The organism is Streptomyces sp. NPDC048514, assembly GCF_043199955.1.
Classification (GTDB): Bacteria; Actinomycetota; Actinomycetes; order Streptomycetales; family Streptomycetaceae; genus Streptomyces.
In genome coordinates this window covers 264,120-287,269 of record NZ_JBICWT010000004.1, presented here as the reverse complement: position 1 = coordinate 287,269, position 23,150 = coordinate 264,120, and the positions used below count along the sequence as shown (strand labels likewise).

Annotated in this window: 17 protein-coding genes; 13 read left to right on the top strand and 4 right to left on the bottom strand. The window is 71.6% G+C overall.

Annotation, left to right across the window (positions count from 1 at the left end; genetic code table 11):
• Positions 1-1,179 precede the first annotated feature (1,179 nt).
• Positions 1,180-1,383, bottom strand: coding sequence for a cold-shock protein (locus tag ACGFT2_RS10030; RefSeq protein WP_393275396.1), 204 nt, complete (start codon positions 1,381-1,383; stop codon positions 1,180-1,182).
• 347 nt (positions 1,384-1,730) lie between these two features.
• Positions 1,731-3,488: a dolichyl-phosphate-mannose--protein mannosyltransferase gene (locus ACGFT2_RS10025; RefSeq protein ID WP_393275394.1), complete on the bottom strand. Its 1,758-nt coding sequence runs from the start codon at positions 3,486-3,488 to the stop codon at positions 1,731-1,733.
• 125 nt (positions 3,489-3,613) lie between these two features.
• Between ACGFT2_RS10025 and rsmI the strand changes: the two genes are divergently transcribed.
• The 10 genes from rsmI (at position 3,614) to ACGFT2_RS09975 (ending at position 17,587) form a co-directional block, all read left to right on the top strand.
• Entirely contained in the window at positions 3,614-4,462 is an 849-nt protein-coding gene (gene rsmI / locus ACGFT2_RS10020) for a 16S rRNA (cytidine(1402)-2'-O)-methyltransferase (protein ID WP_393275392.1), read from the top strand.
• Positions 4,463-4,991: 529 nt separating this feature from the next.
• A complete protein-coding gene (locus ACGFT2_RS10015) occupies positions 4,992-5,390 on the top strand; it encodes a hypothetical protein (RefSeq protein WP_393275391.1) in 399 nt (132 codons plus the stop codon).
• A 77-nt stretch (positions 5,391-5,467) separates the two neighbouring features.
• Positions 5,468-6,400 (top strand): TatD family hydrolase, encoded by a 933-nt coding sequence (locus ACGFT2_RS10010; RefSeq protein WP_393275389.1) that lies wholly within the window; start codon positions 5,468-5,470, stop codon positions 6,398-6,400.
• Between the two features lie 157 nt (positions 6,401-6,557).
• Positions 6,558-8,123, top strand: coding sequence for a ubiquitin-like domain-containing protein (locus tag ACGFT2_RS10005; RefSeq protein ID WP_393275388.1), 1,566 nt, complete (start codon positions 6,558-6,560; stop codon positions 8,121-8,123).
• 340 nt (positions 8,124-8,463) lie between these two features.
• On the top strand, positions 8,464-9,333 hold the full coding sequence (gene rsmA / locus ACGFT2_RS10000) for a 16S rRNA (adenine(1518)-N(6)/adenine(1519)-N(6))-dimethyltransferase RsmA (protein WP_393275386.1): 870 nt from the start codon (positions 8,464-8,466) through the stop codon (positions 9,331-9,333).
• Positions 9,334-9,569: 236 nt separating this feature from the next.
• Positions 9,570-10,472 (top strand): 4-(cytidine 5'-diphospho)-2-C-methyl-D-erythritol kinase, encoded by a 903-nt coding sequence (locus ACGFT2_RS09995; RefSeq protein WP_393275385.1) that lies wholly within the window; start codon positions 9,570-9,572, stop codon positions 10,470-10,472.
• Positions 10,473-10,688: 216 nt separating this feature from the next.
• Entirely contained in the window at positions 10,689-12,497 is a 1,809-nt protein-coding gene (locus tag ACGFT2_RS09990) for an ABC-F family ATP-binding cassette domain-containing protein (RefSeq protein WP_393275383.1), read from the top strand.
• A gap of 300 nt (positions 12,498-12,797) precedes the next feature.
• Positions 12,798-14,627: a PQQ-binding-like beta-propeller repeat protein gene (locus tag ACGFT2_RS09985; RefSeq protein WP_393275382.1), complete on the top strand. Its 1,830-nt coding sequence runs from the start codon at positions 12,798-12,800 to the stop codon at positions 14,625-14,627.
• Positions 14,628-14,709: 82 nt separating this feature from the next.
• Positions 14,710-16,659, top strand: coding sequence for a PQQ-binding-like beta-propeller repeat protein (locus ACGFT2_RS09980; protein ID WP_393275381.1), 1,950 nt, complete (start codon positions 14,710-14,712; stop codon positions 16,657-16,659).
• Between the two features lie 235 nt (positions 16,660-16,894).
• Positions 16,895-17,587, top strand: coding sequence for a LuxR C-terminal-related transcriptional regulator (locus tag ACGFT2_RS09975; RefSeq protein WP_393275379.1), 693 nt, complete (start codon positions 16,895-16,897; stop codon positions 17,585-17,587).
• A gap of 88 nt (positions 17,588-17,675) precedes the next feature.
• On the opposite strand, the gene ACGFT2_RS09970 is transcribed toward ACGFT2_RS09975, so the two are convergent.
• Together ACGFT2_RS09970 and ACGFT2_RS09965 are read right to left on the bottom strand one after the other, a co-directional pair.
• Entirely contained in the window at positions 17,676-18,014 is a 339-nt protein-coding gene (locus ACGFT2_RS09970) for a hypothetical protein (RefSeq protein ID WP_393275378.1), read from the bottom strand.
• A 20-nt stretch (positions 18,015-18,034) separates the two neighbouring features.
• Positions 18,035-19,726, bottom strand: coding sequence for a sodium:solute symporter family protein (locus tag ACGFT2_RS09965; protein WP_393275376.1), 1,692 nt, complete (start codon positions 19,724-19,726; stop codon positions 18,035-18,037).
• 178 nt (positions 19,727-19,904) lie between these two features.
• Here ACGFT2_RS09965 and galT point away from each other — a divergent pair, with 178 nt between their 5' ends.
• Genes galT through galK form a run of 3 tightly spaced genes read left to right on the top strand, consistent with a single transcriptional unit; the run spans position 19,905 to position 23,103 of the window.
• Positions 19,905-20,990 (top strand): galactose-1-phosphate uridylyltransferase, encoded by a 1,086-nt coding sequence (gene galT, locus ACGFT2_RS09960; RefSeq protein ID WP_393275374.1) that lies wholly within the window; start codon positions 19,905-19,907, stop codon positions 20,988-20,990.
• Positions 20,987-21,949, top strand: a complete 963-nt coding sequence (gene galE, locus ACGFT2_RS09955) for a UDP-glucose 4-epimerase GalE (protein ID WP_393275372.1) — start codon at positions 20,987-20,989, stop codon at positions 21,947-21,949. The genes galT and galE overlap by 4 nt, the downstream gene beginning before the upstream one ends.
• Positions 21,949-23,103: a galactokinase gene (gene galK, locus ACGFT2_RS09950; RefSeq protein WP_393275371.1), complete on the top strand. Its 1,155-nt coding sequence runs from the start codon at positions 21,949-21,951 to the stop codon at positions 23,101-23,103. Before galE ends, galK begins: the two co-directional genes overlap by 1 nt.
• The last annotated feature ends 47 nt before the right edge of the window (positions 23,104-23,150 follow it).

The window sequence follows — 23,150 nt, the reverse complement described above, 5'->3', positions numbered from 1 at the left end:
CGACGCCGCAGCCCGGCAACCCGCCGACCTATCCGCGGTCGTATCCCACCTATCCGCGGTCGTATCCGACCTACCCGCGGTCGTATCCGACCTACCCGCGGTCGTATCCGCGGTCATATCCTCGGTCGTATCCGCGGTCGCATCCGGTCTACACACACAAGGTCTGCACGACTTACTGGAAGTACGGCGTCAAATACAAGACCTGCTCTTCCAGATAGCGCGCACAGACTGAAAAAACGAGGAGGGCCGACTGTCCGGCTCACATCCGGTCAGCGCGGACTCAGACAACTCGCGTGCGTTTGCAGCATGCGAGGGGTGTCGGAGGCGCGCGGCGCCGAGGGCGTCGGCCACGGCGGAGGACGTGCCCTGGGTCGGTCATAGCCGTTCCTCCCGCACATTCCGGCAAAGGGAAGGGGCTGCCCCGAGAGGTCGGAGCAGCCCCTTCGCGGGCTATGCAGCCCTCGTCAGCGCTTCGGTCGTCGGCGCAGGGTCAGTCGGAGGAGTGTTGCCAGGGCCCACAGGGCCGTCTTTCTGCCGATTGATCCTTCATTGGCCGATGACATCGATGGTCGCGGCACTCGTCGGCACAGAACGGAAGCCCTTCCGTGCCGAGTTGCACGTGCTCGCTTCGGGGGCCTGGTTCACGCAGTTAGATGCTCCAGGCGTTCGTCGTGCGGATCGACACGGCCACCGCGGCAACCGTCGAGGGAGTCGCCCGAGTCGGAGCCATGTCTGCAGCGGTCCCAGGCCGGTGTGGCTGCCGAAAGCCGATGCGGCACGTCGAAAGGGGACGGCCGGACACGGGCGAGAGTTCCACTCGGTTCACGGCTGGCCATGTCCGGTCCCGCAATCCGCACGCAGTCCGGTCCACGCCCATGCCCACGCTTCTCGCTACGAGCGAGGCGCCGGCAACCATGACGGCAATGAGCGCGGACGACGCCAGCACCCGGCAGCCTGTCACGGACAACGTCGCGGACGCGCTGAGCCAGGCCGCCGGGGTGTGCCCGCATGCGGCACACTCCGTATCGCGGGAGTCCTCCGACATGCTCCGCCGCAGTTCAGAAGGCCGGGAGGGGCGGCGGACCACTGCCAGGGGTGCGCACTGGCTTGTGCCCCTTTCACCCGGGCAGCAAGAGACCCCGGTCGCTGACCATCCGGCCGGGGTCTCTCCATACGTTGCTACTCGGGGCGGATGTGCTCCGCCTGCGGGCCCTTCTGCCCCTGGCCGACATCGAACGTGACTCGCTGGCCCTCTTCCAGGGAGCGGAAGCCGGAGGCGTCGATGTTGGAGTAGTGGGCGAAGACGTCGGGGCCGCCACCGTCCTGCTCGATGAAACCGAAGCCCTTTTCGGCGTTGAACCACTTGACGGTGCCGTTGGCCATGCCTGTCTCCCTCAAGGAAATTCGCTATCCCGCACCATGCGGGATCTGGAGGTGCTCGCCTTGGTCCGGAGAGGCGCTGAACAGCAAGGACGCCCGAGACGTGTGTCACGGGCGAACGGACTTCGGAACCACGACTACTTGTGGCGACGCTACACCGGGCGAGGCCGAAGATCACAGACCTCATGGGATCGCGTAGGCGAATCTCTTGCGTCACATGCCGCTGGCCCGCTGTGAATCTGCCGTGGGCCGTCTCTGGGCCGTCCGAGCGCGGCCAGTGGCGACCGTCAACGACCGACACCACCACGAGGGCGCAGCTCGACAGCCGCGCCCTCGTGGTGTCCGTCCAGCTAGACCCAGGTGTCCAGCCACATCCGCGATCTCCACGAGTCGATGGGGATGGCCTGGCCCGTGTACAGGGGCCAGAAGTAGATGAAGTTCCACGCGATCAGCAGGACCAGTACGCCCGCCGCGGAGGCGCCGATCACCCGGCGGGTGTCGGTGGAGCCCGGTGGGCCGACGATCGCGCCGATCATCATCGCCACCGCCAGGCACAGGAACGGCAGGAAGACGACCGCGTAGAAGAGGAAGATCGTCCGCTCCTGGTACATGAACCAGGGCAGATAGCCGGCCGCGATGCCGCAGGCGATGGCGCCGGCCCGCCAGTCGCGGCGGAACGCCCAGCGCCACAGCACGTACAGGATCGCGAAGCACGCCACCCACCACAGCAGCGGCGTACCGATCGCCAGCACCTCCCGCGCGCACTTCTGGCCGGCGTCCGCCGGACAGCCGTCGGCGCCGGGGGAGGGGGACTCGTAGAAGTACGACACCGGGCGGCCCAGCACGATCCAGCTCCACGGGTTGGACTGGTACGTGTGCGGCTGCGACAGGTGGACGTGGAAGTTGTAGACCTCGTGCTCGTAGTGCCACAGGCTGCGCAGCCAGTCCGGCAGGAAGGTCCAGCTGCCGCCCTTGCCGTCGTTGGCCGCCCAGTTGCGGTAGTAGCCGCCGGTGCCGTCGGACGGCGAGAGGATCCAGCCGGTCCAGGAGGCGAGGTAGACGACGAGCGCCACCGGAACCGTGGCCAGGAAGGCGAGACCGGTGTCGTACTTCAGAACCGCCGCGTACGGATGACGGGCGCCGGCCACCTTCCGGGCGCCGACGTCCCACAGCACCGTCATCACACAGAACGCGACCAGGACGTACAGCCCGTTCCACTTCGTGCCGATGGCCAGGCCCAGCATCACGCCGGCCGCCCAGCGCCAGGGGCGCAGACCGAAGCGGAACGTGTCCGCGACGCCCGCGTCCGGGCGCACCCGCCCGTCGGGGCCGGCCGGCAGCGCGGCGGCCAGTCTCTCCCGTGCCCGGTCCCGGTCGACGACCAGACAGCCGAACGTGGCCACCACGAAGAACATCAGCACGCCGTCGAGCAGCGAGGTCCGGCTCATCACGAAGTGCAGGCCGTCCACCGCCATCAGCGCGCCCGCCAGACAGCCGAGGAACGTCGAGCGGAAGATCCGGCGCCCGATCCGGCACAGCAGCAGCACGCTCAGCGTGCCCAGCAGCGCCGTCATGAACCGCCAGCCGAACGGGTCGAACCCGAAGATCATCTCGCCGAGACCGATGACGTACTTGCCGACCGGAGGGTGCACGACGTACGCGGGGTCCGTCGGCACCCGGACGTGCCCGTGCGTCTGCAGGACCAGGTCGTTGGCGTTCTTGCCGTACTTGTCCCAGCTGACCTCGAAGCCGTGGTGAACGAGCGCCCAGGCGTCCTTGGCGTAGTACGTCTCGTCGAATATCACCGCGCGCGGGCTGCCCAGGTTCCAGAACCGCATCAGGCCCGCCATCAGCGTCACCAGCAGCGGACCGCCCCAGCCCGACCAGCGCGCGAGCCGTGCGGCGAGGACGGGCGGCACGCCGAGCGCCTGCCACAGCCGGGGGCTGGGCTCGGTGTACGAGGGCACCAGCCGGTCGCGTACGTCGCCCTCGGGCGCGTCCGTCGCCGGGGTGTACCCGAATCGGCGCAGCCGCTGCCGCCACGACGGCCGCGGGTCGTGCGGCGCCTGGCCCTGCCGGAGGTCCATGGAGGACGCGGTACTGGTCACCGCGCCATCGTAGGGAACCGTTCTGTGCGAGTCCCGTGCATGTGGCGTACCGGTCGGCACTCGCCGGATCCCCGGTGCCGGGAACCCGTGCCCGGCGGGGGCGGCCTGCCTGGGAGTATGGGGGCGTGACTGGAACCCTTGTCCTCGCAGGCACCCCCATCGGCGACATCGCGGACGCGCCGCCCCGGCTGGCCGAGGAGCTGGCCGGCGCCGACGTGGTGGCCGCCGAGGACACCCGGCGGCTGCGCCGGCTCACCCAGGGGCTGGGCGTGACGCCGGGGGGCCGCGTGGTGTCGTACTTCGAGGGCAACGAGTCCGCCCGGACCCCCGAACTGGTCGAGGAGCTGCTCGGCGGCGCGCGCGTGCTGCTCGTGACCGACGCCGGGATGCCGTCGGTCTCCGACCCGGGGTACCGGCTGGTCGCGGCAGCCGTGGAGAAGGACATCAAGGTCACGGCCGTACCCGGGCCGTCCGCCGTGCTCACCGCGCTCGCCCTGTCCGGGCTGCCCGTCGACCGGTTCTGCTTCGAGGGCTTCCTGCCGCGCAAGGCGGGCGAGCGGCTGTCCCGGCTCCGGGAGGTCGCGGACGAGCGGCGGACCCTCGTCTACTTCGAGGCGCCGCACCGGCTCGACGACACCCTCGCGGCCATGGCCGAGGCCTTCGGGGCCGAGCGGCGGGCCGCCGTCTGCCGCGAACTGACCAAGACGTACGAGGAGGTACGGCGCGGCCCGCTGGCAGAGCTGGCGCGGTGGGCCGCGGAGGGGGTACGCGGCGAGATCACCGTCGTGGTCGAGGGCGCCCCCGAGGCCGGGCCCGAGGAACTGGACGCCGGCGAGCTGGTCCGCCGGGTGCGGGTGCGCGAGGAGGCCGGCGAGCGCCGCAAGGAGGCCATCGCGGCGGTGGCGGTGGAGGCGGGGCTGCCCAAGCGGGTGGTCTTCGACGCCGTGGTCGCGGCCAAGCGCGCGGGAGAGTGAGCGGGGTCCGCGGAGCGGCGGTACGGCCGCGGGTGCGGTGCGGTGCGGTGCGGTTGCGTGCGGTCCGGTTGCGTGCGGTCCGGTCCGGTTGCGTGCGGTCCGGTTCGGTCCTGCCGGTGCCGGTGCCGGTGCCGGTGTCGAGCGGGGGCGGGCGCGGGTAGCGGGCAGCCGGTCTTGGATGGACGGTCGTGCGCCTCCCGGCGCGCGGAGCGCTCGCGGGCGTCGTGCGCCATGCCTGCGAGTGCGCCCCCTGACCTGCGTGAATCGGCACTCTGAGCAAGGCCGGTCTCGGGTGAGCGTATGCCCCATGGGACGGCAAAAGGCTGTCGCCGATGGCAAAGCGCAGACGGGGCCGAGAGGCCCGTTCCGGCAAGGAACGCCCAAATCGCATCCAACACTCGACAGGTCTGATGCGTTCCGGTCACCGGAAGCGTCCACTGGGCGAAGGGACGCACCCGTCCCACGCCCCAGAGTCCCCCGGGGGAATCCCGGCACCGGGGCGCTTGTCCAGCGGACAAGAGGAGCTGGCATGAGTGACATCGCAGGGCAGACCGGTCTTCGCGGTTCGGCCACAGCCGTCGTACACGAGTCGTATTCGTTCGCCTGCATGCGCTGCGGGCACGGCTGGGAGCAGTCGTACGCGATAGAGCACCACACCGACGGCGACGGGCAGGAGTTCGTGCGGTACGTGACCGACGGCCGCGTCGTGCCCTCGCCGCTGAGCCGGCCGAGCTGCCAGAACTGCGACGGCCACGTCGTGCGGATCATGCGCGCGGGGCAGGTCTCGTCGGTGCGCAGCGCGGCGCAGCCGCACCACGCGCCCCAGGGGGGCACCGTGGAGATACCGGAGGCGCAGGCGCGGCCCCGCGAGCCGCACCACTGGCACCTGTCCGATCTCCTCCACGCGTTCCAGCGCAAGGCGGGCTGACCGGCCGATCCCCACGCAGGGCCGGCCGGACGGGACACCCGCCGGCGTGGGCATGCCCCTTTCGTAGGATTCGGGGCATGCCTTCGAACGCCGGCCAGAGCTCCAGGAACGACGAGAGCGACAAGAGCGACAAGAGTGACAAGAGCGGCAAGAACGCGGCCCCGCCGCTTCCGGCGCCCCTGCGGGTGCCCGTCGCCGACTCCCACACCCACCTCGACATGCAGTCGGGCACGGTCGAGGAGGGCCTCGCCAAGGCGGCGTCGGTGGGCGTGACGACGGTCGTGCAGGTCGGCTGCGACGTCAACGGCTCGCGGTGGGCGGCGCGGACCGCGGCGGCCCACCCGAACGTGCACGCGGCCGTCGCCCTGCACCCCAACGAGGCCCCGCGGATCGTCCACGGCGACCCCGACGGCTGGTCCCGGCAGGGCGCCCGCGAGCCCGGCGGCGAGGCGGCGCTGGACGAGGCTCTCGCCGAGATCGACCGGCTGGCCGCACTGGCGCCGGTGAAGGCCGTCGGTGAGACCGGGCTGGACCACTTCCGCACCGGCCCCGAGGGCAAGTCGGCGCAGGAGCGCTCCTTCCGCGCGCACATCGAGATCGCCAAGCGGCACGGCAAGGCGCTCGTCATCCACGACCGCGACGCCCACGCCGACGTCCTGCGCGTCCTGAAGGAGGAGGGCGCCCCCGAGCGCACCGTCTTCCACTGCTACTCCGGCGACGCCGAGATGGCCGCGATCTGCGCCCGCGAGGGCTACTTCATGTCCTTCGCCGGCAACGTCACCTTCAAGAACGCGCAGAATCTGCGGGACGCGCTCGCCGTCGCCCCGCTGGAACTGGTCCTCGTGGAGACCGACGCGCCCTTCCTGACCCCCGCCCCCTACCGCGGACGGCCCAACGCCCCGTATCTCATTCCGGTCACGGTCCGGGCGATGGCCACGGTCCGCGGCATCGACGAAGACGCGCTGGCGACGGCGCTGGGCGCGAACACCGCCCGCGCCTTCGATTACTGAACGTGCAGGGATCGTAACCGTCAGGTAACGCTCAGGCGCCCCGAGTTCGGGTTCGAGCGGCACGGAGAGTAGTCGTGCCGCTTTGGAGAGTGACGCACGCTCCGCTAGGTTGCGGAGGCCCGATCCGGACCCCTCTGGCCCTCTGGAGCGCGTCGGCGTGAGCAACTCGCAGTTCGAGACCTATGAGGCGTACGGCCCCTACGCCGCGCCGCCCGGCCTGCCAGGCGGCGCGTGGGCCGGCCCGCCCGGCGGTGCGTGGCCCGGCCCGCACGGCGATGCGTGGTCCGGCCTGCACGACGCGGAGACGCTTCCGTACGCACTGGCGCACGAGGACACGTACCGGCCGGCGGCGTACGAGGACACCTACCGGCCCGCGTACGAGACGGCGCCGCCGGCGTCGTCCGGGGCGCCGGTGCACATGGCGCCGGTGCACGGGCACGGGACCGAGCCGGTGTTCCCGCGGCAGGGCGGAAGCGCGCCGGCCGAGGAGGCGCGCGCAGCGCAGGCGCGCGGCGACGGCGCGTCCGAGCCCGACGCGTACGCCGTCGCGGCGGCGGCTGAAGCGGGTGTGCGGGCCGGAGGGAGCGGGCGGGCCGCGCGCCGGCGCAGGACGCGCTCCGCCGAGCGGCCCGAGTCCGCCGTACGGCGTCTGCTGCCGCAGGCACTGGTCGTCGCGTTCCTGGCCGGCGGCACCACGGCGTTCGTCGCCGAGGACAAGGCGATCGAGCTGAGCGTCGACGGCAGAGAGCACTCGCTGCACACTTTCGCCGACGACGTGACCGAGCTGCTCGCCGAGGAGGGCGTACGCGTGGGGGCGCACGACATGATCGCTCCCGCCCCCAACGCGGCGCTCACCAGCGGCGATGAGGTCGCTGTGCGCTACGGGCGCCCCGTGCGGCTCACTCTGGACGGCCGGCGGCACGAGGTCTGGACGACGGCGCGCACCGTGGAAGGGGCGCTGGACGAGATCGGCGTCCGCGCGGAGGGCGCGTACCTGTCCACCTCGCGCTCCCAGAGCATCGGACGCGCCGGGCTCGCGCTCGACGTGCGTACGGAGCGCGCCGTGACGATCATGGCGGACGGACGGACCCGCGCCGTCCGCACCAACGCGGCCACCGTCCGCGAGGCCGTCGAGGAGGCCGGGATCACGCTGCGCGGCCAGGACACCACCTCCGTCCCGCTCGACAGCTTCCCGCGCGACGGGCAGACGGTGACCGTGCTGCGGGTGAGAGGCAGCCGGGAGGTGCGCGAGGAGCGGATCCCGTACGAGACCGAGCGGACCGAGGACCCCTCCCTCTTCAAGGGCACCGAGGTCGTGGCGGAACCCGGGCAGCCCGGACTGCGGCGGACCAGCTACCTCGTGCGTACCGTCAACGGGGTCCGGCAGAGACCACGCCGGGAGAAGTCCGAGGTGGTGCGGCTCCCGCGCAAGCAGCTGGTGAAGGTGGGCACCAAGCCGCTGCCGCCCTCCGTGCACGGCGCCGACCACCTGAACTGGCACGCCCTGGCCGTGTGCGAGTCCGGCGGGCGCCCGCACGCGGTCGACCCTTCGGGGACCTACGGCGGGCTCTACCAGTTCGACAGCCGCACCTGGCACAGCCTCGGCGGCCACGGCCGGCCGCAGGACGCGTCCGCGCAGGAGCAGACGGAGCGCGCGAAGAAGCTCTACACCAGCCGCGGGGCGACCCCCTGGCCCCACTGCGGCGCCCGCCTGCACAGCTGACTTGCCGGGTGCGCCAGGCCCGGCCACGCGCGCGGCCGGGCCAGCCGCACGAGGCCCGGGCCAGCCGTACGAGGCCCGGGGCGCCGCGCGAGGCCCGGGCCGTCGCACGAGGCCCGGGGCGCCGCACGAGGGGCGTCTGCCGTACGAGGTACGTCTGTGCGAGGCCCGGCCCCCGCCCGCAGGACCCGGTTCTGCCCTGGCGCCGGCGGCCCGACCCCGCCGGCGGGACCCCGGTTCTGCCTTGGCGCCGGCGGCCCGGCCCTGCCCGGGAGCGGGGCCGTTCTGCCTTGGCGCCGGGGACCTGGCGATCCGGCCGATCCCACCCCCGTACCCTTGTCCCGTGAGCAGCCCCACCCCTGACGCCCTCCTCGGCCCGGCCGACATCCGTGAACTCGCGGCAGCGCTCGGTGTCCGTCCCACCAAGCAGCGCGGCCAGAACTTCGTGATCGACGCCAACACGGTCCGCCGTATCGTCCGGACCGCCGGCGTCCGCCCCGACGACGTGGTCGTCGAGGTCGGCCCGGGGCTCGGCTCCCTCACCCTCGCGCTGCTGGAGGCCGCCGACCGGGTCACCGCCGTCGAGATCGACGACGTGCTGGCCGCCGCGCTGCCCGCGACCATCACGGCGCGCATGCCGGAGCGCGCCGACCGGTTCGCGCTGGTCCACTCCGACGCCATGCAGGTCACCGAGCTGCCCGGCCCCGCGCCGACCGCCCTGGTGGCGAACCTCCCGTACAACGTCGCCGTGCCGGTGCTGCTGCACATGCTCGAGACCTTCCCCGGCATCGAGCGGACGCTGGTGATGGTGCAGTCCGAGGTCGCCGACCGGCTCGCCGCCGCGCCGGGTTCCCGGGTGTACGGCGTGCCGTCGGTCAAGGCCAACTGGTACGCCGAGGTGAAGCGGGCCGGTGCCATCGGCCGCAACGTCTTCTGGCCCGCGCCGAACGTCGACAGCGGCCTGGTCTCGCTCGTCCGGCGCGCCGAGCCGATCAAGACGACGGCCACCAGGAAGCAGGTCTTCGCGGTGGTCGACGCGGCGTTCGCGCAGCGCCGCAAGACGCTGCGGGCGGCGCTGGCCGGCTGGGCCGGGTCCGCGGCGGCGGCGGAGGCCGCCCTGACGGCGGCCGGAGTCTCGCCGCAGGCGCGCGGGGAGTCCCTGACGGTCGAGGAGTTCGCCCGCATCGCCGAGAACCACCAGCGCCCCGGATAGCGCAGGCCTGCACCGGACAGCACCTCGACAACCGAGCAAGGCCGAGCCGGGTCGGATAACGCCGAGCATGGCCGAGCCGGGTCGGTGAACGCCGAGCCAGGCCGAGCAAGCCCGGGCAACGCCGAGCCGAATCGGGCAACGCCGAGCGACGCCGAGCCGAATCGAGCAACGCCGAGCCAGGCCGAGCCACGCCGCGCAACGTCGACAACGCCCGCACACCAAGGAGCCCGTCAGCAGTGAGCGTCACGGTCCGCGTCCCCGCCAAGGTCAACGTCCAGCTCGCGGTCGGCGCCGCCCGCCCCGACGGCTTCCACGACCTCGCCAACGTCTTCCTCGCCGTCGGCCTGTACGACGAGGTCACCGTCACCCCGGCCGACGAACTGCGCGTCACCTGCGAGGGCCCCGACGCCGGCCAGGTGCCCCTGGACCGCACCAATCTCGCCGCGCGCGCGGCGATCACGCTCGCCGCGCGCCGGGGCCTCGAACCGGCCGTCCACCTCCACATCGCCAAGGACATCCCGGTCGCCGGCGGCATGGCGGGTGGCAGCGCGGACGGCGCGGGCGCGCTGCTCGCCTGCGACGCGCTGTGGGGCACCGGCGCCTCACGCGCCGAACTCCTCGACATCTGCGCCGAGCTGGGCAGCGATGTCCCGTTCAGCCTGGTGGGCGGGGCGGCGCTGGGCGTCGGTCGCGGTGAGCGGCTGACCGCCCTGGAGGTCGGCGGGAGCTTCCACTGGGTGTTCGCGATGGCCGGGCGCGGGCTGTCCACGCCGGCGGTCTTCCGCGAGTTCGACCGGCTGGCCGAGGGCCGGGAGATCCCGGAGCCGGTGGCCTCCGAGGGCCTGCTGGAGGCGCTCGCCAAGGGCGACCCGGACGCGCTGGCGGCGGCCGTCACCAACGACCTCCAGCCCGCGGCCCTCTCCCTCTTCCCCGAGCTGGCCGGCACGCTTCAGGCCGGACGGGCGGCGGGCGCGCTCACCGCCCTGGTCTCCGGCTCCGGCCCCACCACCGCGTTCCTCACCCGCGACGCCGGGACGGCGGAAATGGTGGCGGAAGCGCTGCGGTCCTCGGGCACCTGCCGGACGGTACGCACGGCGGCGGGGCCGGTGCCGGGGGCGACGGTCCTCCAGGGACGCTGACAGCGGCGGCAGGGGCGCCGAGGCGTCGACAAGGGGGCCGCCGCGCGCCGGCCGGGACCCGGTGGGCGCCCATGCCGGGCGGGCCAGGTCCGGCGACGTCATCACGGAGAGTGACCGCCCCCTCGCGCGCCGCCGCCACCCCCCGAGGCCCTAGGCTAGAAGGCTGACCCACGCGGCGGAGCCGCACGTCGATCCAGCCCCGTGCACAGGAGTGAAATGGCCGTCAACCTGGTCAATGTCGAGAACGTCAGCAAGGTGTACGGCACCCGTGCCCTGCTGGACGGCGTCTCGCTCGGTGTGTCGGAAGGGGACCGGATCGGGGTCGTCGGACGCAACGGCGACGGCAAGACCACTCTCATCCGGATGCTCGCCAAACTGGAGGAGGCCGACACCGGGCGGGTCACCCACTCCGGCGGACTGCGCCTCGGCGTGCTGACCCAGCACGACTCCCTCGACCCCGCCGCCACCGTCCGGCACGAGGTCATCGGTGACATGGCCGACCACGAGTGGGCCGGCAACGCCAAGGTCCGGGACGTACTGACCGGGCTGTTCGGCGGGCTGGACCTGCCCGGCTTCCCGAAGGGCCTCGACACCGTCATCGGTCCGCTGTCCGGTGGCGAGCGGCGCCGGATCGCGCTCGCCAAGCTGCTCATCGACGAGCAGGACATGCTCGTCCTCGACGAGCCCACCAACCACCTCGACGTCGAAGGCATCTCCTGGCTCGCCCAGCACCTGCGGAACCGGCGTTCGGCCCTGGTGTGCGTGACCCACGACCGGTGGTTCCTGGACCAGGTGTGCACGCGCATGTGGGACGTCCAGCGCGGTGACGTGTTCGAGTACGAGGGCGGTTACTCGGACTACGTCTTCGCGCGCGCGGAGCGCGAGCGGATCGCGGCGACCGAGGAGGCCAAGCGGCAGAACCTCATCCGCAAGGAGCTGGCCTGGCTGCGGCGCGGCGCGCCCGCCCGTACGTCCAAGCCGCGCTTCCGGGTGGAGGCCGCCAACGAGCTGATCGCGGACGTGCCGCCGCCCCGGGACAGCAGCGAGCTGATGAAGTTCGCCTCCTCGCGGCTCGGCAAGACCGTCTTCGACCTCGAGGACGTCACCGTGCAGGCCGGTCCGAAGGTGCTGCTCAAGCACGTGACCTGGCAGCTCGGGCCCGGCGACCGCATCGGCCTCGTCGGCGTGAACGGCGCCGGCAAGACCTCCCTGCTGCGCGCCATGGCGGCGGCGGCCCGCACGGAGGGCGAGGAGCAGCCGGCGGGCGGCCGTATCGCCGCCGGCCGGACCGTCAAGCTCGCCTACCTCTCCCAGGAGGTCACCGAACTCGCCCCCACCCTGCGGGTCCTGGAGGCCGTGCAGCAGGTCCGCGAGCGCGTCGACCTCGGCAAGGGGCGCGAGATGACGGCCGGGCAGCTGTGCGAGACGTTCGGCTTCGGCAAGGAGAAGCAGTGGACGCCGGTGGGAGACCTCTCCGGTGGTGAGCGCCGCCGGCTCCAGCTGCTGCGCCTGCTCATGGACGAGCCCAACGTCCTCTTCCTGGACGAGCCCACCAACGACCTCGACATCGAGACCCTCACCCAGCTCGAGGACGTCCTCGACGGCTGGCCCGGATCCATGATCGTCATCTCCCACGACCGGTTCTTCGTCGAGCGCACGACCGACCGGGTCTTCGCCCTCCTCGGCGACGGCGCGCTGCGGATGCTGCCGCGCGGTATCGACGAGTACCTGGAGCGGCGGCAGCGCATGGAGGAGGCCGTCGCCACACAGGCCGCCGCCGCGGCGCCCAAGCCGGCCACCTCGGAGAAGAGCGCCGCCGACCAGCGTGCCGCCAAGAAGGAACTCCAGAAGATCGAGCGGCAGCTGGACAAGGTCTCCGAGAAGGAGTCCAAGCTGCACGCCCGGATCGCCGAGAACGCCACCGACTTCGCGAAGGTCGCCGAACTGGACGCCCAGCTGCGGGATCTCGCCGGGGAGCGCGAGGAACTGGAGCTGCGCTGGCTGGAACTGGCCGAGGACGCGTAACACGCGAGGTGGCGGGGAGCGCTCGCACCGGTGACGCACACCTGCGGCCCGGTGCGTGCGCCCGCCGTGCGCGCCCGCTCGAATCGGCCGTTGCGCGCGGGGCGTGAAGGGGGCGTGAAGGCGCGTAACGGGGGCATCACGGGCGGGTTCTCCCTTGGGAACAGCGGCGGACGGGGGACCGTGCGCTGTCGGTGCCGGGTGATAGAAAGAGCCGTCTGAGAACTTTCTGAGTACGACCTTGGGTGATTCACGAACCTCAGGGCGTGGCTAAAAATCAGTGAACGAGGGGGAAGAGCGCTGATGACTCAGCCGCCCAACCAGCCGCCGCAGGGTGGCTTCGGAGCGCCACAGGACCAGCCGCCGCAGGGTGGTGGATTCGGCCCCCCGCAGACGCCGCCGGCGCAGGGCGGCGCACCCGCCACGCCGCCGCCTCCGGCCCAGCCACCCGCCGGCCCCCCGCAACCCCAGCCCGGCTACGGCTACCCGCAGCAGCCCGGCCCGTACGGCGCGCCGGCCGCTCCCGGCGCCCCCGGCCCCTACGGATACCCGCAGCAGCCGCAGCAACCGGGCCCGTACGGCTACCCGCAGCAGCAGCCGGGTCCCTACGGCGCGGCGCCGCAGCCCGGTTACGGATACGCGCCCCAGCAGCCGTACCCCGGTGCGCCCGGTACCGCGCCCGGCGCCCCCCTCGGGGGCAAGCCCGCCTCCAAGACGAAGCCGGCGCTGATCATCGGTGCCGCGGTGGCCGCGCTGCTCGTCATCGGCGGCACCGTGTACGCCGTCACCGGCGGCGGCGACGGCGGCGGGAAGAAGCCCGTCGCCCAGCAGAGCGACGACGGCAAGCAGTCCGCCTCCGCCTCGGCCTCGCCGACGGCATCCGGTGGGAACGCGGGCGGCGACGACCCGGAGGACCTCAACGAGGACCGGCAGGCCGGTGAGGCCAAGGTGCTCTGGTACAAGTCGGCCCCGGACGCCCCCGGTTCCGGTGCCGACGCCCCCGGCATGTGGATCACCGGCAAGACCGCGGTGAAGGCGGCGTACAAGCAGGTCTTCGCCTTCGGCGCCGCCGACGGCAAGACCGCCTGGGGCCCGATCGGCTTCCCGCAGAAGATCTGCGCGGCCACCAAGCACCAGTCGGCCGACGGCAAGATCGTCGTGGCGTACATGAACAGCTCGGGCAGCCACGCCAAGTGCAACCAGCTTCAGCAGATCGACCTGGAGACGGGCGCGAAGGGCTGGCACGCCGAGGTCGCCGACGGCGCGCTGTTCGACAGCGCGCTCAGCGTCGAACTGACCGTGAGCGGCAAGACCCTGATGGTGGGCCGTTCGCAGTCGGGCACGGCGTACGACATCGGCAGCGGCAAGAAGCTGTACGACAAGAAGAAGTACGGTGCGGCCTGCTTCCCGACCGCGTTCGCCGGCGGCACGAACCGGCTGGTCCAGGTCGCCTCCTGCGGCGCCGGCACCGACAACGCGCACGACGAGATCCAGGAACTCGACCCGGCCACCGGCAAGGTGAAGTGGACCCAGCCGGTCAAGAAGGGCTGGCAGGTCTCCCGGACGTACTCCGTGGACCCGCTCGTGGTGTACCTGACCAACCAGGAGAAGAAGACCTGGAACATCTCGACCTTCACCAAGGACGGCAAGTTCCGTTCCGAGGTCAAGGTGAACGAGAAGTTCGCCCCCCGCTGCGGCTGGGCGATCCTGGAGCGTGACCTGCAGGGCTGTCAGGGTGTCGCGGTCGACGCCGACACGCTGTACCTGCCGACGGATTCCCTCAGCAGCGCCAACGAGATCGTCGCGATCAGCCTCGCCGACGGCAAGGCGAAGTGGCGTGTCAAGTCGCCCGCCGACGAGCCGATGGCCCCGATGAAGGTCGAGGGCGGCAAGCTCGTCGCGTACGTGGAGCCGTCGTACGACGCGGGCGGCCAGGTCGTGTCGATCCCGCTCACCGGCTCCTCGCACAAGGCCACCCGGCTCCTGCAGAACCCCAAGGGCACCGCCGACATCGAGAACACCTTCTACGACGGCGTCGTGGACTGGACGGACGGACGGTTCTACATCTCCTCCGGCCGGCTGTCCGGCAACGACGACTCCAAGGAGAAGCTGATGATGGCCTTCGGCAACTGAGCCCGGCGCACGCGTCCTCGCCCAGAGTCCCCAGTCCCGTCCGCCGTACGGCCTTCCGAGCTTCACCGAGGAATCCGCTCCCATGACCCAGCCGCCCCCTCCGCCGCCGAACCAGCCCCCGCAGCAGGGCGGTTACGGCCCCCCGGACCCGCAGACCCCGCAGACGCCGCAGAACCCGCAGACCCCGGCGGGCGGGCAGAACGCGCCTGAGGACCAGCCGCCGACGCCCCCGGCCACCCCGCCCGCGCCCCCGGCCGGCCCGCCCGCGCAGTCGCCGCAGCCCGGTTACGGCTACCCGCAAGGCGCCCCGGTGCCCCAGCCGCCGACGCCGCAGCCCGGCTACGGCTACCCGCAAGGCGCCCCGGTGCCCCAGCCGCCGACGCCGCAGCCCGGCTACGGCTACCCCGCCGCGCCGCAGAACCCGTACGCCACCCAGCCCCCGGCCTACGGTCAGCAGCCGCCCGGCTACGGCGCCCAGCCGCAGAACCCGTACGCGCAGCCGACCCAGCCCTTGCAGCCGGCGCAGCCGGGGTACGGCTACCCGGGCCCGCCGCCGACCGTGCCGATGCAGCCGCAGGCGGGGCCGGCCGGCTCCGGCCGCAACAACGCCACGCTGTTCATCGTCGTCGCGGCGGTCACCGTCATCGCGCTGATCATCGGCGGCGGCGTCTGGTACGCCAAGTCCTCCGGGGGCGACGGCAAGAAGCACGACACCGCCTCCTCCAGCGGCGGTACCGGCGGCAAGAACGGCGACGGCGGTGCCACGGGCGGGTCCACCGGCGCCAAGGAGAAGGTGCCGGCCGACCCCGCGGCCACGCGCCTCTTCGACGTCCCGCTGCCCGTCACCAAGGAGGGCGTCAGCACCACCGGTTCCTGGCTCACAGACAAGGTGTACGCCAAGACCGGCGTCTCCGAGATCGTCGGATACGACCCCGTCAAGGGCACCAAGGCCTGGACGATCAAGCTCCCGGGCCCGGTCTGCGCGACCACCGATCACGTCAACTCGGACAACCGGACGGCGATCGCCTACCGCCCGAAGCAGCCCGCGCAGGGCAGCTACCCGGGCTGCACCCTGGTCGCCGGCATCGACCTCGACGCGGGCAAGCAGTTGTGGACGAAGTCGGCCAAGTCCGGTGACTACCCGGTCAACTTCAGTAACCTGACCGTCGCTCAGCACACCGTCGCGCTCGGCAGCACCGACGGCGGGGCGGCGTTCGACCTGGACTCCGGCAAGGTGCTGTGGCAGCCGAAGCCGGGCGACACCTGCTACGACGCGGGGTACGGCGGCGGTGCCAAGCTGGTCGCGGTGCGCAAGTGCGGCGACTACGGCAACCGGCAGCTGCACATCCAGAACCTCGACCCGAAGTCCGGGAAGGTGATCTCCGAGTACAAGATGGACGCGGGGATCGAGTACGCGGCCGTCGTCTCCACCGACCCGCTGGTGGTGGCCGCCGACGTCGGTGACAGCGCCGGTGACGGCAGCGGCGTCTCGGACTACTTCTCCCTCGACTACCGGACCGGCAAGCTGCTCGCCCGTATCTCGGCGCCCGGCAAGACCTACGGCGGCCGCTGCGACGGGATCAGCCACGTCGAGGACTGCCGCCAGATCGTCGCCGGCAACGGCAAGCTCTACCTGCCGACCGAGGAGCTCGACGGGTCCACCGACCTCAGCCGTACCAACGAGATCGTCGCCTTCGACCTGAACACCGGCAAGCAGACCGGTCAGCGCGTGGAGGCGGGCGACAACGCCACGCTCTCGCCGCTGCGCATGGACGGCGGGAACCTGCTCGCCTACAAGCGGCCGCCCTACGACAAGGGCGGTCAGATCGTCAGCATCGACGGCGGCAGCTTCAAGACGACCACGCTGCTGGAGAACCCCCTGAGCATGCGGCAGGCGGAGGGCAGCATGCTGCCGGAGTACGCGGAGATCCTCTTCGGGCACGGACGGCTGTACATGTCCCAGATCTACACCTCGACGAGGAAGTCGAGCCTGAAGGAGTACCTGGTCCTGGCGTTCGGCACGAAGGGCTGACCGGCCGGCGGGCCCTGCGGCCCGCCCCCCGCTCTCGCCCGAATGGGTGACTTACCGAGAAGTGCCCCGGATTTCATCGATCCGGGGCACTTCTCCTCGGTAGAGGCGGCGCGACGTCGAACAAGCGTGTAGCTTCCGGGGGCATGAAGGGCGAGGTGCCGGGGGGCCCTCTGTCCTTGCGGACCGGTGGGCGTCCATAGTGGGGCATCCATGGGGGGGACTGGGGGGTTGCTCTATGGGAGTGCGGCTCATGGTCGTCGACGACCATCGCCTGCTCGCGGAGGCGTTGGCGTCGGCGCTGAAGCTGCGCGGACACCGGGTACTGGCCGCGGCGGCACCGGCCGCGGGTGCGGCGGACCTGGTGATCGCACGGGCGCCGGAGGTGTGCCTGCTGGGCACGGCGGCGCCGGCCGAGCCGGGCGCCTTCGACCCGGTGGTGAAGATCAAGAGGGAGCGGCCGCAGGTCGCGATGCTGGTGCTGGGCCCCGTGCCCTCGCCGCGCGGTATCGCGGCGGCCTTCGCCGCGGGTGCGTCGGGATACGTCCGGCACGACGAGCGGATCGAGGGGGTCGAGCGGGCCATCGTCAAGGCCCGCGCCGGGGAGGCGGCGGTGGCCCCGCAGTTGCTGCAGGGGGCGTTCGGCGAACTGCTCCATCCGGTCGCGCAACCCGACGACGAGGCGCAGCGGCTCCTGGAGATGCTCACGCCGCGCGAGGTGGAGGTGCTGGTGCGGGTGGCCGACGGGGAGGACACGCGGCTGATCGCGGCGGGCATGGGGATCGCGCCGAGCACCGCGCGGACACATGTGCAGCGGGTGCTGATGAAGCTGGGCGTGGGTTCCCGTCTGGAGGCAGCGGCCCTGGCGGCCCGAACAGGCCTCCTGGACCGAGCAGCCCCCCTACGGGAGACCCCGGGCCCGACGCCATAGCGGTGGCGACAACCCCTCGGGGGCGCGGGGAACCGCGCGACCCGCCACGACGGCCGGCCCGGCACCCGCCCACGCCCCGTCGGCACCGTTACCGCTCGACCACCCCCGGACCCTCCTCCGAACCCTCCGGAGGAAGCGGCGGGGGAGTCGGCCGCAGCTTCAGCCAGGCCAGGAAGAAGACGCCCAGCAGCAGCATCCCGATCCCGGTCCAGAGGTTGATGTTGACTCCCTGGGCCTTGTCGATGGCCGACTGGGAGTCGGTGATGCCGGCGATCGTGACGATGACGCCGTAGACCACGAACAGGCCGCCGATGATGCGGCGCAGGTCGAAGATCCGGGCCGCTGTCGCGGACTTGCCCTCCAGCTCGGTGACTTCCCGCTGGACGTCGCCTTCGGTGTAGTGAGGGCGGTCGGGGTGCTCGGTCATGGTTTCCTCATCCTCCCGCGTCAGAACGAGAACGGGATGTAGCAGGCGGCGGCAAGGACGACCGCGCCCCAGCCCAGCAGGGCGGGCCTGCGGTACCAGGCGTCGTCGCCCTTCGCGGGCGGTTCGGACATGCCGGGGGAACGGGTGCCGTAGACCAGGCCCTGCAGTTCCTGCGCCGGCTTCGGCTTGGTGAACAGGGAGACGGCGAACATGACGACCGCACCGGCGACGAAGCCGGCGATGGCCGAGACGAAGTTCGCGCCCTGGTCGGAGGGGATGGAGATGATCCCCTTCTTGTAGAGCACGAAGTAGTTGATCATCGCGGCCGTCGTACCGGCGAGCAGGCCCCAGAACCCGGACTTGGCGGACGCGCGCTTCCAGAACATGCCGACGATGAAGACCACGAACATCGGCACGTTGAAGAAGGAGAACAGCGTCTGCAGATAGCTCATGATGTTCGAGAACGAGGACGCCAGGAACGCCGTGCCGACGGAGGCGCAGACGCCGACCACGGTGATCAGGCGGCCGAAGCGGACGTAGTAGGCGTCCTCGCGGCCGCGCACCACGTACTTGGCCCAGATGTCGGTCGTGAACACCGTGTTGAAGGACGACACGTTCGCCGCCATGCCCGCCATGAAGGCGGCCAGCAGGCCGGTGACCGCGATGCCGAGCACGCCGTTGGGCAGCAGCTCCTGCATCAGGTAGGGAATGGCGTCGTTGTACTGCAGGCCGGAGCCGGAGGTGCCGATCTTCGGGACGAGCGCGGCGGCGACCAGGCCCGGGATCATCACGAGGAAGACGATGAAGATCTTCGGGTAGGCGGCGATCAGCGGCGTGCGCTGCCCGGCGGAGAGGTTCTTCGCGGACAGGGCGCGCTGCACCTCGGCGAAGTTGGTGGTCCAGTAGCCGAAGGACAGCACGAAGCCGAGGCCGAGGACGATGGTCAGCCAGTTGGCGCCGAGCGGGTTGACGCTGCCGATGCCGGTGCCGCCCCAGGCGCTGGTGAAGTGCTGGCCGTGGGTGGCGGTCAGCTTGTCGGTCAGGCCGCCCCAGCCGCCGACCTTCTTCAGGCCGAGCACGGTGATCGGGATGAGGGCGGCGAGGATCACGAAGAACTGCAGCACCTCGTTGTAGATCGCCGAGGACAGACCGCCGAGCGTGATGTACGCGAGTACGAAGGCGCCGGCGACGACGATGGCCACCCACTGCGGCCAGCCGAGCAGCGCCTCGACGACGATGGCGAGGGCGTAGAGGTTGACGCCCGCGATCAGGATGGCGGCGAACGCGAACAGGATCGAACTGAGCAGGTGTGCGGCCTTGTCGAAGCGCAGCAGCAGGAACTCGGGGACCGAGCGGACCTTGCTGCCGTAGTAGAAGGGCATCATCACCAGGCCCAGGAAGACCATGGCGGGGATGGCGCCGATCCAGTACCAGTGCACGGTGTAGGCGCCGTACTGGGCGCTGTTCGCGGCCATGCCGAGGATCTCGGTGGCCGCCAGGTTCGCCGAGATGAAGGCGAGGCCGGTGATCCAGGCGGGCAGCGAGCGTCCGGACAGGAAGAAGTCGAGGCTGGTCCGCACCGAGCGGCGAGCCGCGAAGCCGATGCCGAGGACGACGACGAAGTAGATCGCCAGGATCGTGTAGTCCAGCCAGTTGGTGGGGAGCCGTAGCTCCGCCGCCAGGTAGGTGGGCACTTCTGTTGGGCTTTGCATGAGAACTCGCTTCGTTGCGCGAACTGATCCATGCGGAACCTACGCCGCCGTGTTGAGTTTTTGAACACTTTGACTGGTGTTCTTTGTTTGATTGTGATCGACCAAGAGGTTGTCGAGTTGTGGTTTGTTATGTTTGTTTGTGTTGAGTGATTGGGTGCGGGACGCAGAGGAGCCTTGCGTGAAGAAGACCTCGACCCGGCTGGCCGACGGTCGTGAGCTGATCTACTACGACCTCCGGGACGACACCGTGCGGGACGCCGCCGACCGCCGTCCGCTGGATCGCACGGTCACCACGTCCGAGATCCGCCGCGACCCGCTGCTCGGCGACTCGGTCGCGGTCGCCTCGCACCGCCAGGCCCGCACCTACCATCCGCCGCCGGACGAATGCCCCCTCTGCCCGACGCGCGGCGACCGCCTCAGCGAGATCCCGGACTCCTCCTACGACGTCGTCGTCTTCGAGAACCGCTTCCCCTCCCTCGCCGGCGACTCCGGCCGCTGCGAGGTCGTCTGCTTCACCTCCGAGCACGACGCCTCCTTCGCCGGCCTCACCGAGGAGCAGGCCCGGCTGGTGCTGGACGCCTGGACCGACCGCACGGCCGAGCTGTCTCATCTGCCCTCCGTCAAGCAGGTGTTCTGTTTCGAGAACCGCGGGGCCGAGATCGGCGTGACCCTGGGCCACCCGCACGGGCAGATCTACGCCTACCCCTTCACCACCCCGCGCACCGCGCTGATGCTCCGCTCGCTCGCCGCCCACAAGGAGGCCACCGGCGGGCAGAACCTGTTCGATGCGGTGCTGGAGCGGGAACTCGCCGGGGAGCGGGTCGTCCTTGAGGGTGAACACTGGGCGGCCTTCGTGCCGTACGCGGCCCACTGGCCGTACGAGGTCCACCTGTATCCCAAGCGCCGCGTGCCCGATCTGCTCGCGCTCGACGAGGCGGCACGCACAGAGTTCCCCCGGGTATACCTGGAACTCTTGAGACGCTTCGACCGGATCTTCGACACGCGGGACGGAGGGGAGGACCCCGTGGCCGAGCCCCCGACGCCGTACATCGCGGCCTGGCACCAGGCCCCGTTCGGCGCGCTCGACGAGTTCACCGGGGTGACGCGGGACGACTTCGCGCTCCACCTCGAGCTTTTCACCATCCGCCGTACTTCCGGCAAGCTGAAGTTCCTCGCGGGTTCCGAGTCCGGCATGAGCGTGTTCATCAACGACGTGCCGCCGGAGCGCGCGGCCGAGCGACTGCGAGAGGTAGCGACTTCATGAAGTACCTGGTGACGGGTGGCGCGGGATACGTCGGCAGTGTGGTGGCCCAGCACCTGCTGGAGGCCGGCCACGAGGTCACCGTCCTCGACAACCTCTCCACCGGCTTCCGCGAGGGCGTCCCGGCCGGTGCCACGTTCATCGAGGGCGACATCCGCGACGCCGCCAAATGGCTCGACCCCTCCTACGAGGGCGTGCTGCACTTCGCCGCCTTCTCCCAGGTCGGCGAGTCGGTGGTCAAGCCGGAGAAGTACTGGGACAACAACGTCGGCGGCAGCATGGCCCTGCTCGGCGCGATGCGCGAGGCGGGCGTCCGCAAGCTGGTCTTCTCCTCCACGGCGGCCACCTACGGCGAGCCGGAGCAGGTCCCCATCGAGGAGACCGCGCCGACCCGGCCGACCAGCCCCTACGGCGCGTCCAAGCTCGCCGTCGACCACATGATCACCGGCGAGGCGGGCGCCCACGGCCTGGCGGCCGTCAGCCTCCGCTACTTCAACGTGGCGGGGGCCTACGGCGCCTGCGGCGAGCGCCACGACCCCGAGTCGCACCTCATTCCGCTCGTCCTCCAGGTCGCCCAGGGCCGCCGCGAGGCGATCTCCGTCTACGGCGACGACTACCCGACCGCCGACGGCACCTGCGTCCGCGACTACATCCACGTCGCCGACCTCGCCGAGGCCCACCTGCTGGCCCTGACGAAGGCCCGGCCGGGCGAGCACCTGATCTGCAACCTCGGCAACGGCAGCGGCTTCTCCGTCCGCGAGGTCATCGAGACCGTCCGCGAGGTCACCGGCCGTCCGATCCCCGAGGTGGCCGCGCCGCGCCGGGGCGGCGACCCCGCGGTCCTCGTCGCCTCGGCCGACACCGCGCGCGGGAAACTGGGCTGGAACCCGTCCCGCGCGGACCTGGCGGGGATCGTCGCGGACGCGTGGGACTTCGCGCAGAGCATCGCAAAGGAGCACTAGTGGGGGCACAGCAGGTCGCGGAGCGCTTCACCGAGCTGTACGGGACGCGGCCGGAGGGGGTGTGGGCGGCACCGGGCCGGGTCAACCTGATCGGTGAACACACCGACTACAACGACGGCTTCGTCATGCCGTTCGCGCTGCCGCACCAGGCGGTCGCGGCCGTCTCCCGCCGCGACGACGGCATCCTGCGCCTGCACTCGGCGGACATCGAGGGCGGCGTGGCGGAGCTGCGGCTGGACGCCCTCGCCCCGCAGTCGGACCCGAACTGGACGGCGTACCCGGCGGGCGTGGCCTGGGCGCTGCGCGAGGCGGGCCACCAGGTCACCGGCGCGGACGTGCACCTGTCCTCCACGGTCCCGACGGGCGCGGGCCTCTCCTCCTCGGCGGCCCTGGAGGTCGTGATCGCGCTCGCGCTGAACGACCTGTACGAGCTCGGTCTGCGGCGCTGGAAGCTGGCCCGGCTGTGCCAGCGCGCCGAGAACGTCTACGTCGGCGCGCCCACCGGCATCATGGACCAGACGGCGTCCTCCTGCTGCGAGCAGGGCCACGCGCTCTTCCTGGACACCCGCGACCTGTCCCAGCAGCAGATCCCCTTCGACCTGGCGGCCGAGGGCCTGCGCCTGCTGGTCGTGGACACCCAGGTCAAGCACGCCCACAGCGGCGGCGAGTACGGCAAGCGCCGGGCCGGCTGCGAGAAGGGCGCGGCCCTGCTGGGCGTCGACGCCCTGCGGGACATCCCGTACGCCGAGCTGGACGCGGCCCTGGCCCTCCTGGGCGACGAGGAGGAGATCGTCCGCCTGGTCCGCCATGTGGTCTCGGAGGACCACCGGGTGGAACGCGTCGTCGGCCTCCTCAGCTCCGGCGAGACCCGGGCGATCGGCCCCGTCCTCACCGAGGGCCACACCTCGCTGCGCGACGACTTCCGCATCTCCTGCCCGGAGCTGGACCTGGTCGTCGACACGGCCCTGTCCGCCGGCGCCCTCGGCGCCCGCATGACCGGCGGTGGCTTCGGCGGCTCGGCGATCGTCCTGGCGGAGTCGACGGACGTCGAGACCCTCACGAAGGCGACCGAGGAGGCCTTCGCAGCGGCCGGCTTCACCACCCCCCGCATCTTCGAGGCCGTCCCCTCACGCGGAGCCCACCGAGTGATCTGAGCCGCATGATCTGAGCCTCCGCCCTGCACACCACCCCGGTCGGCGGC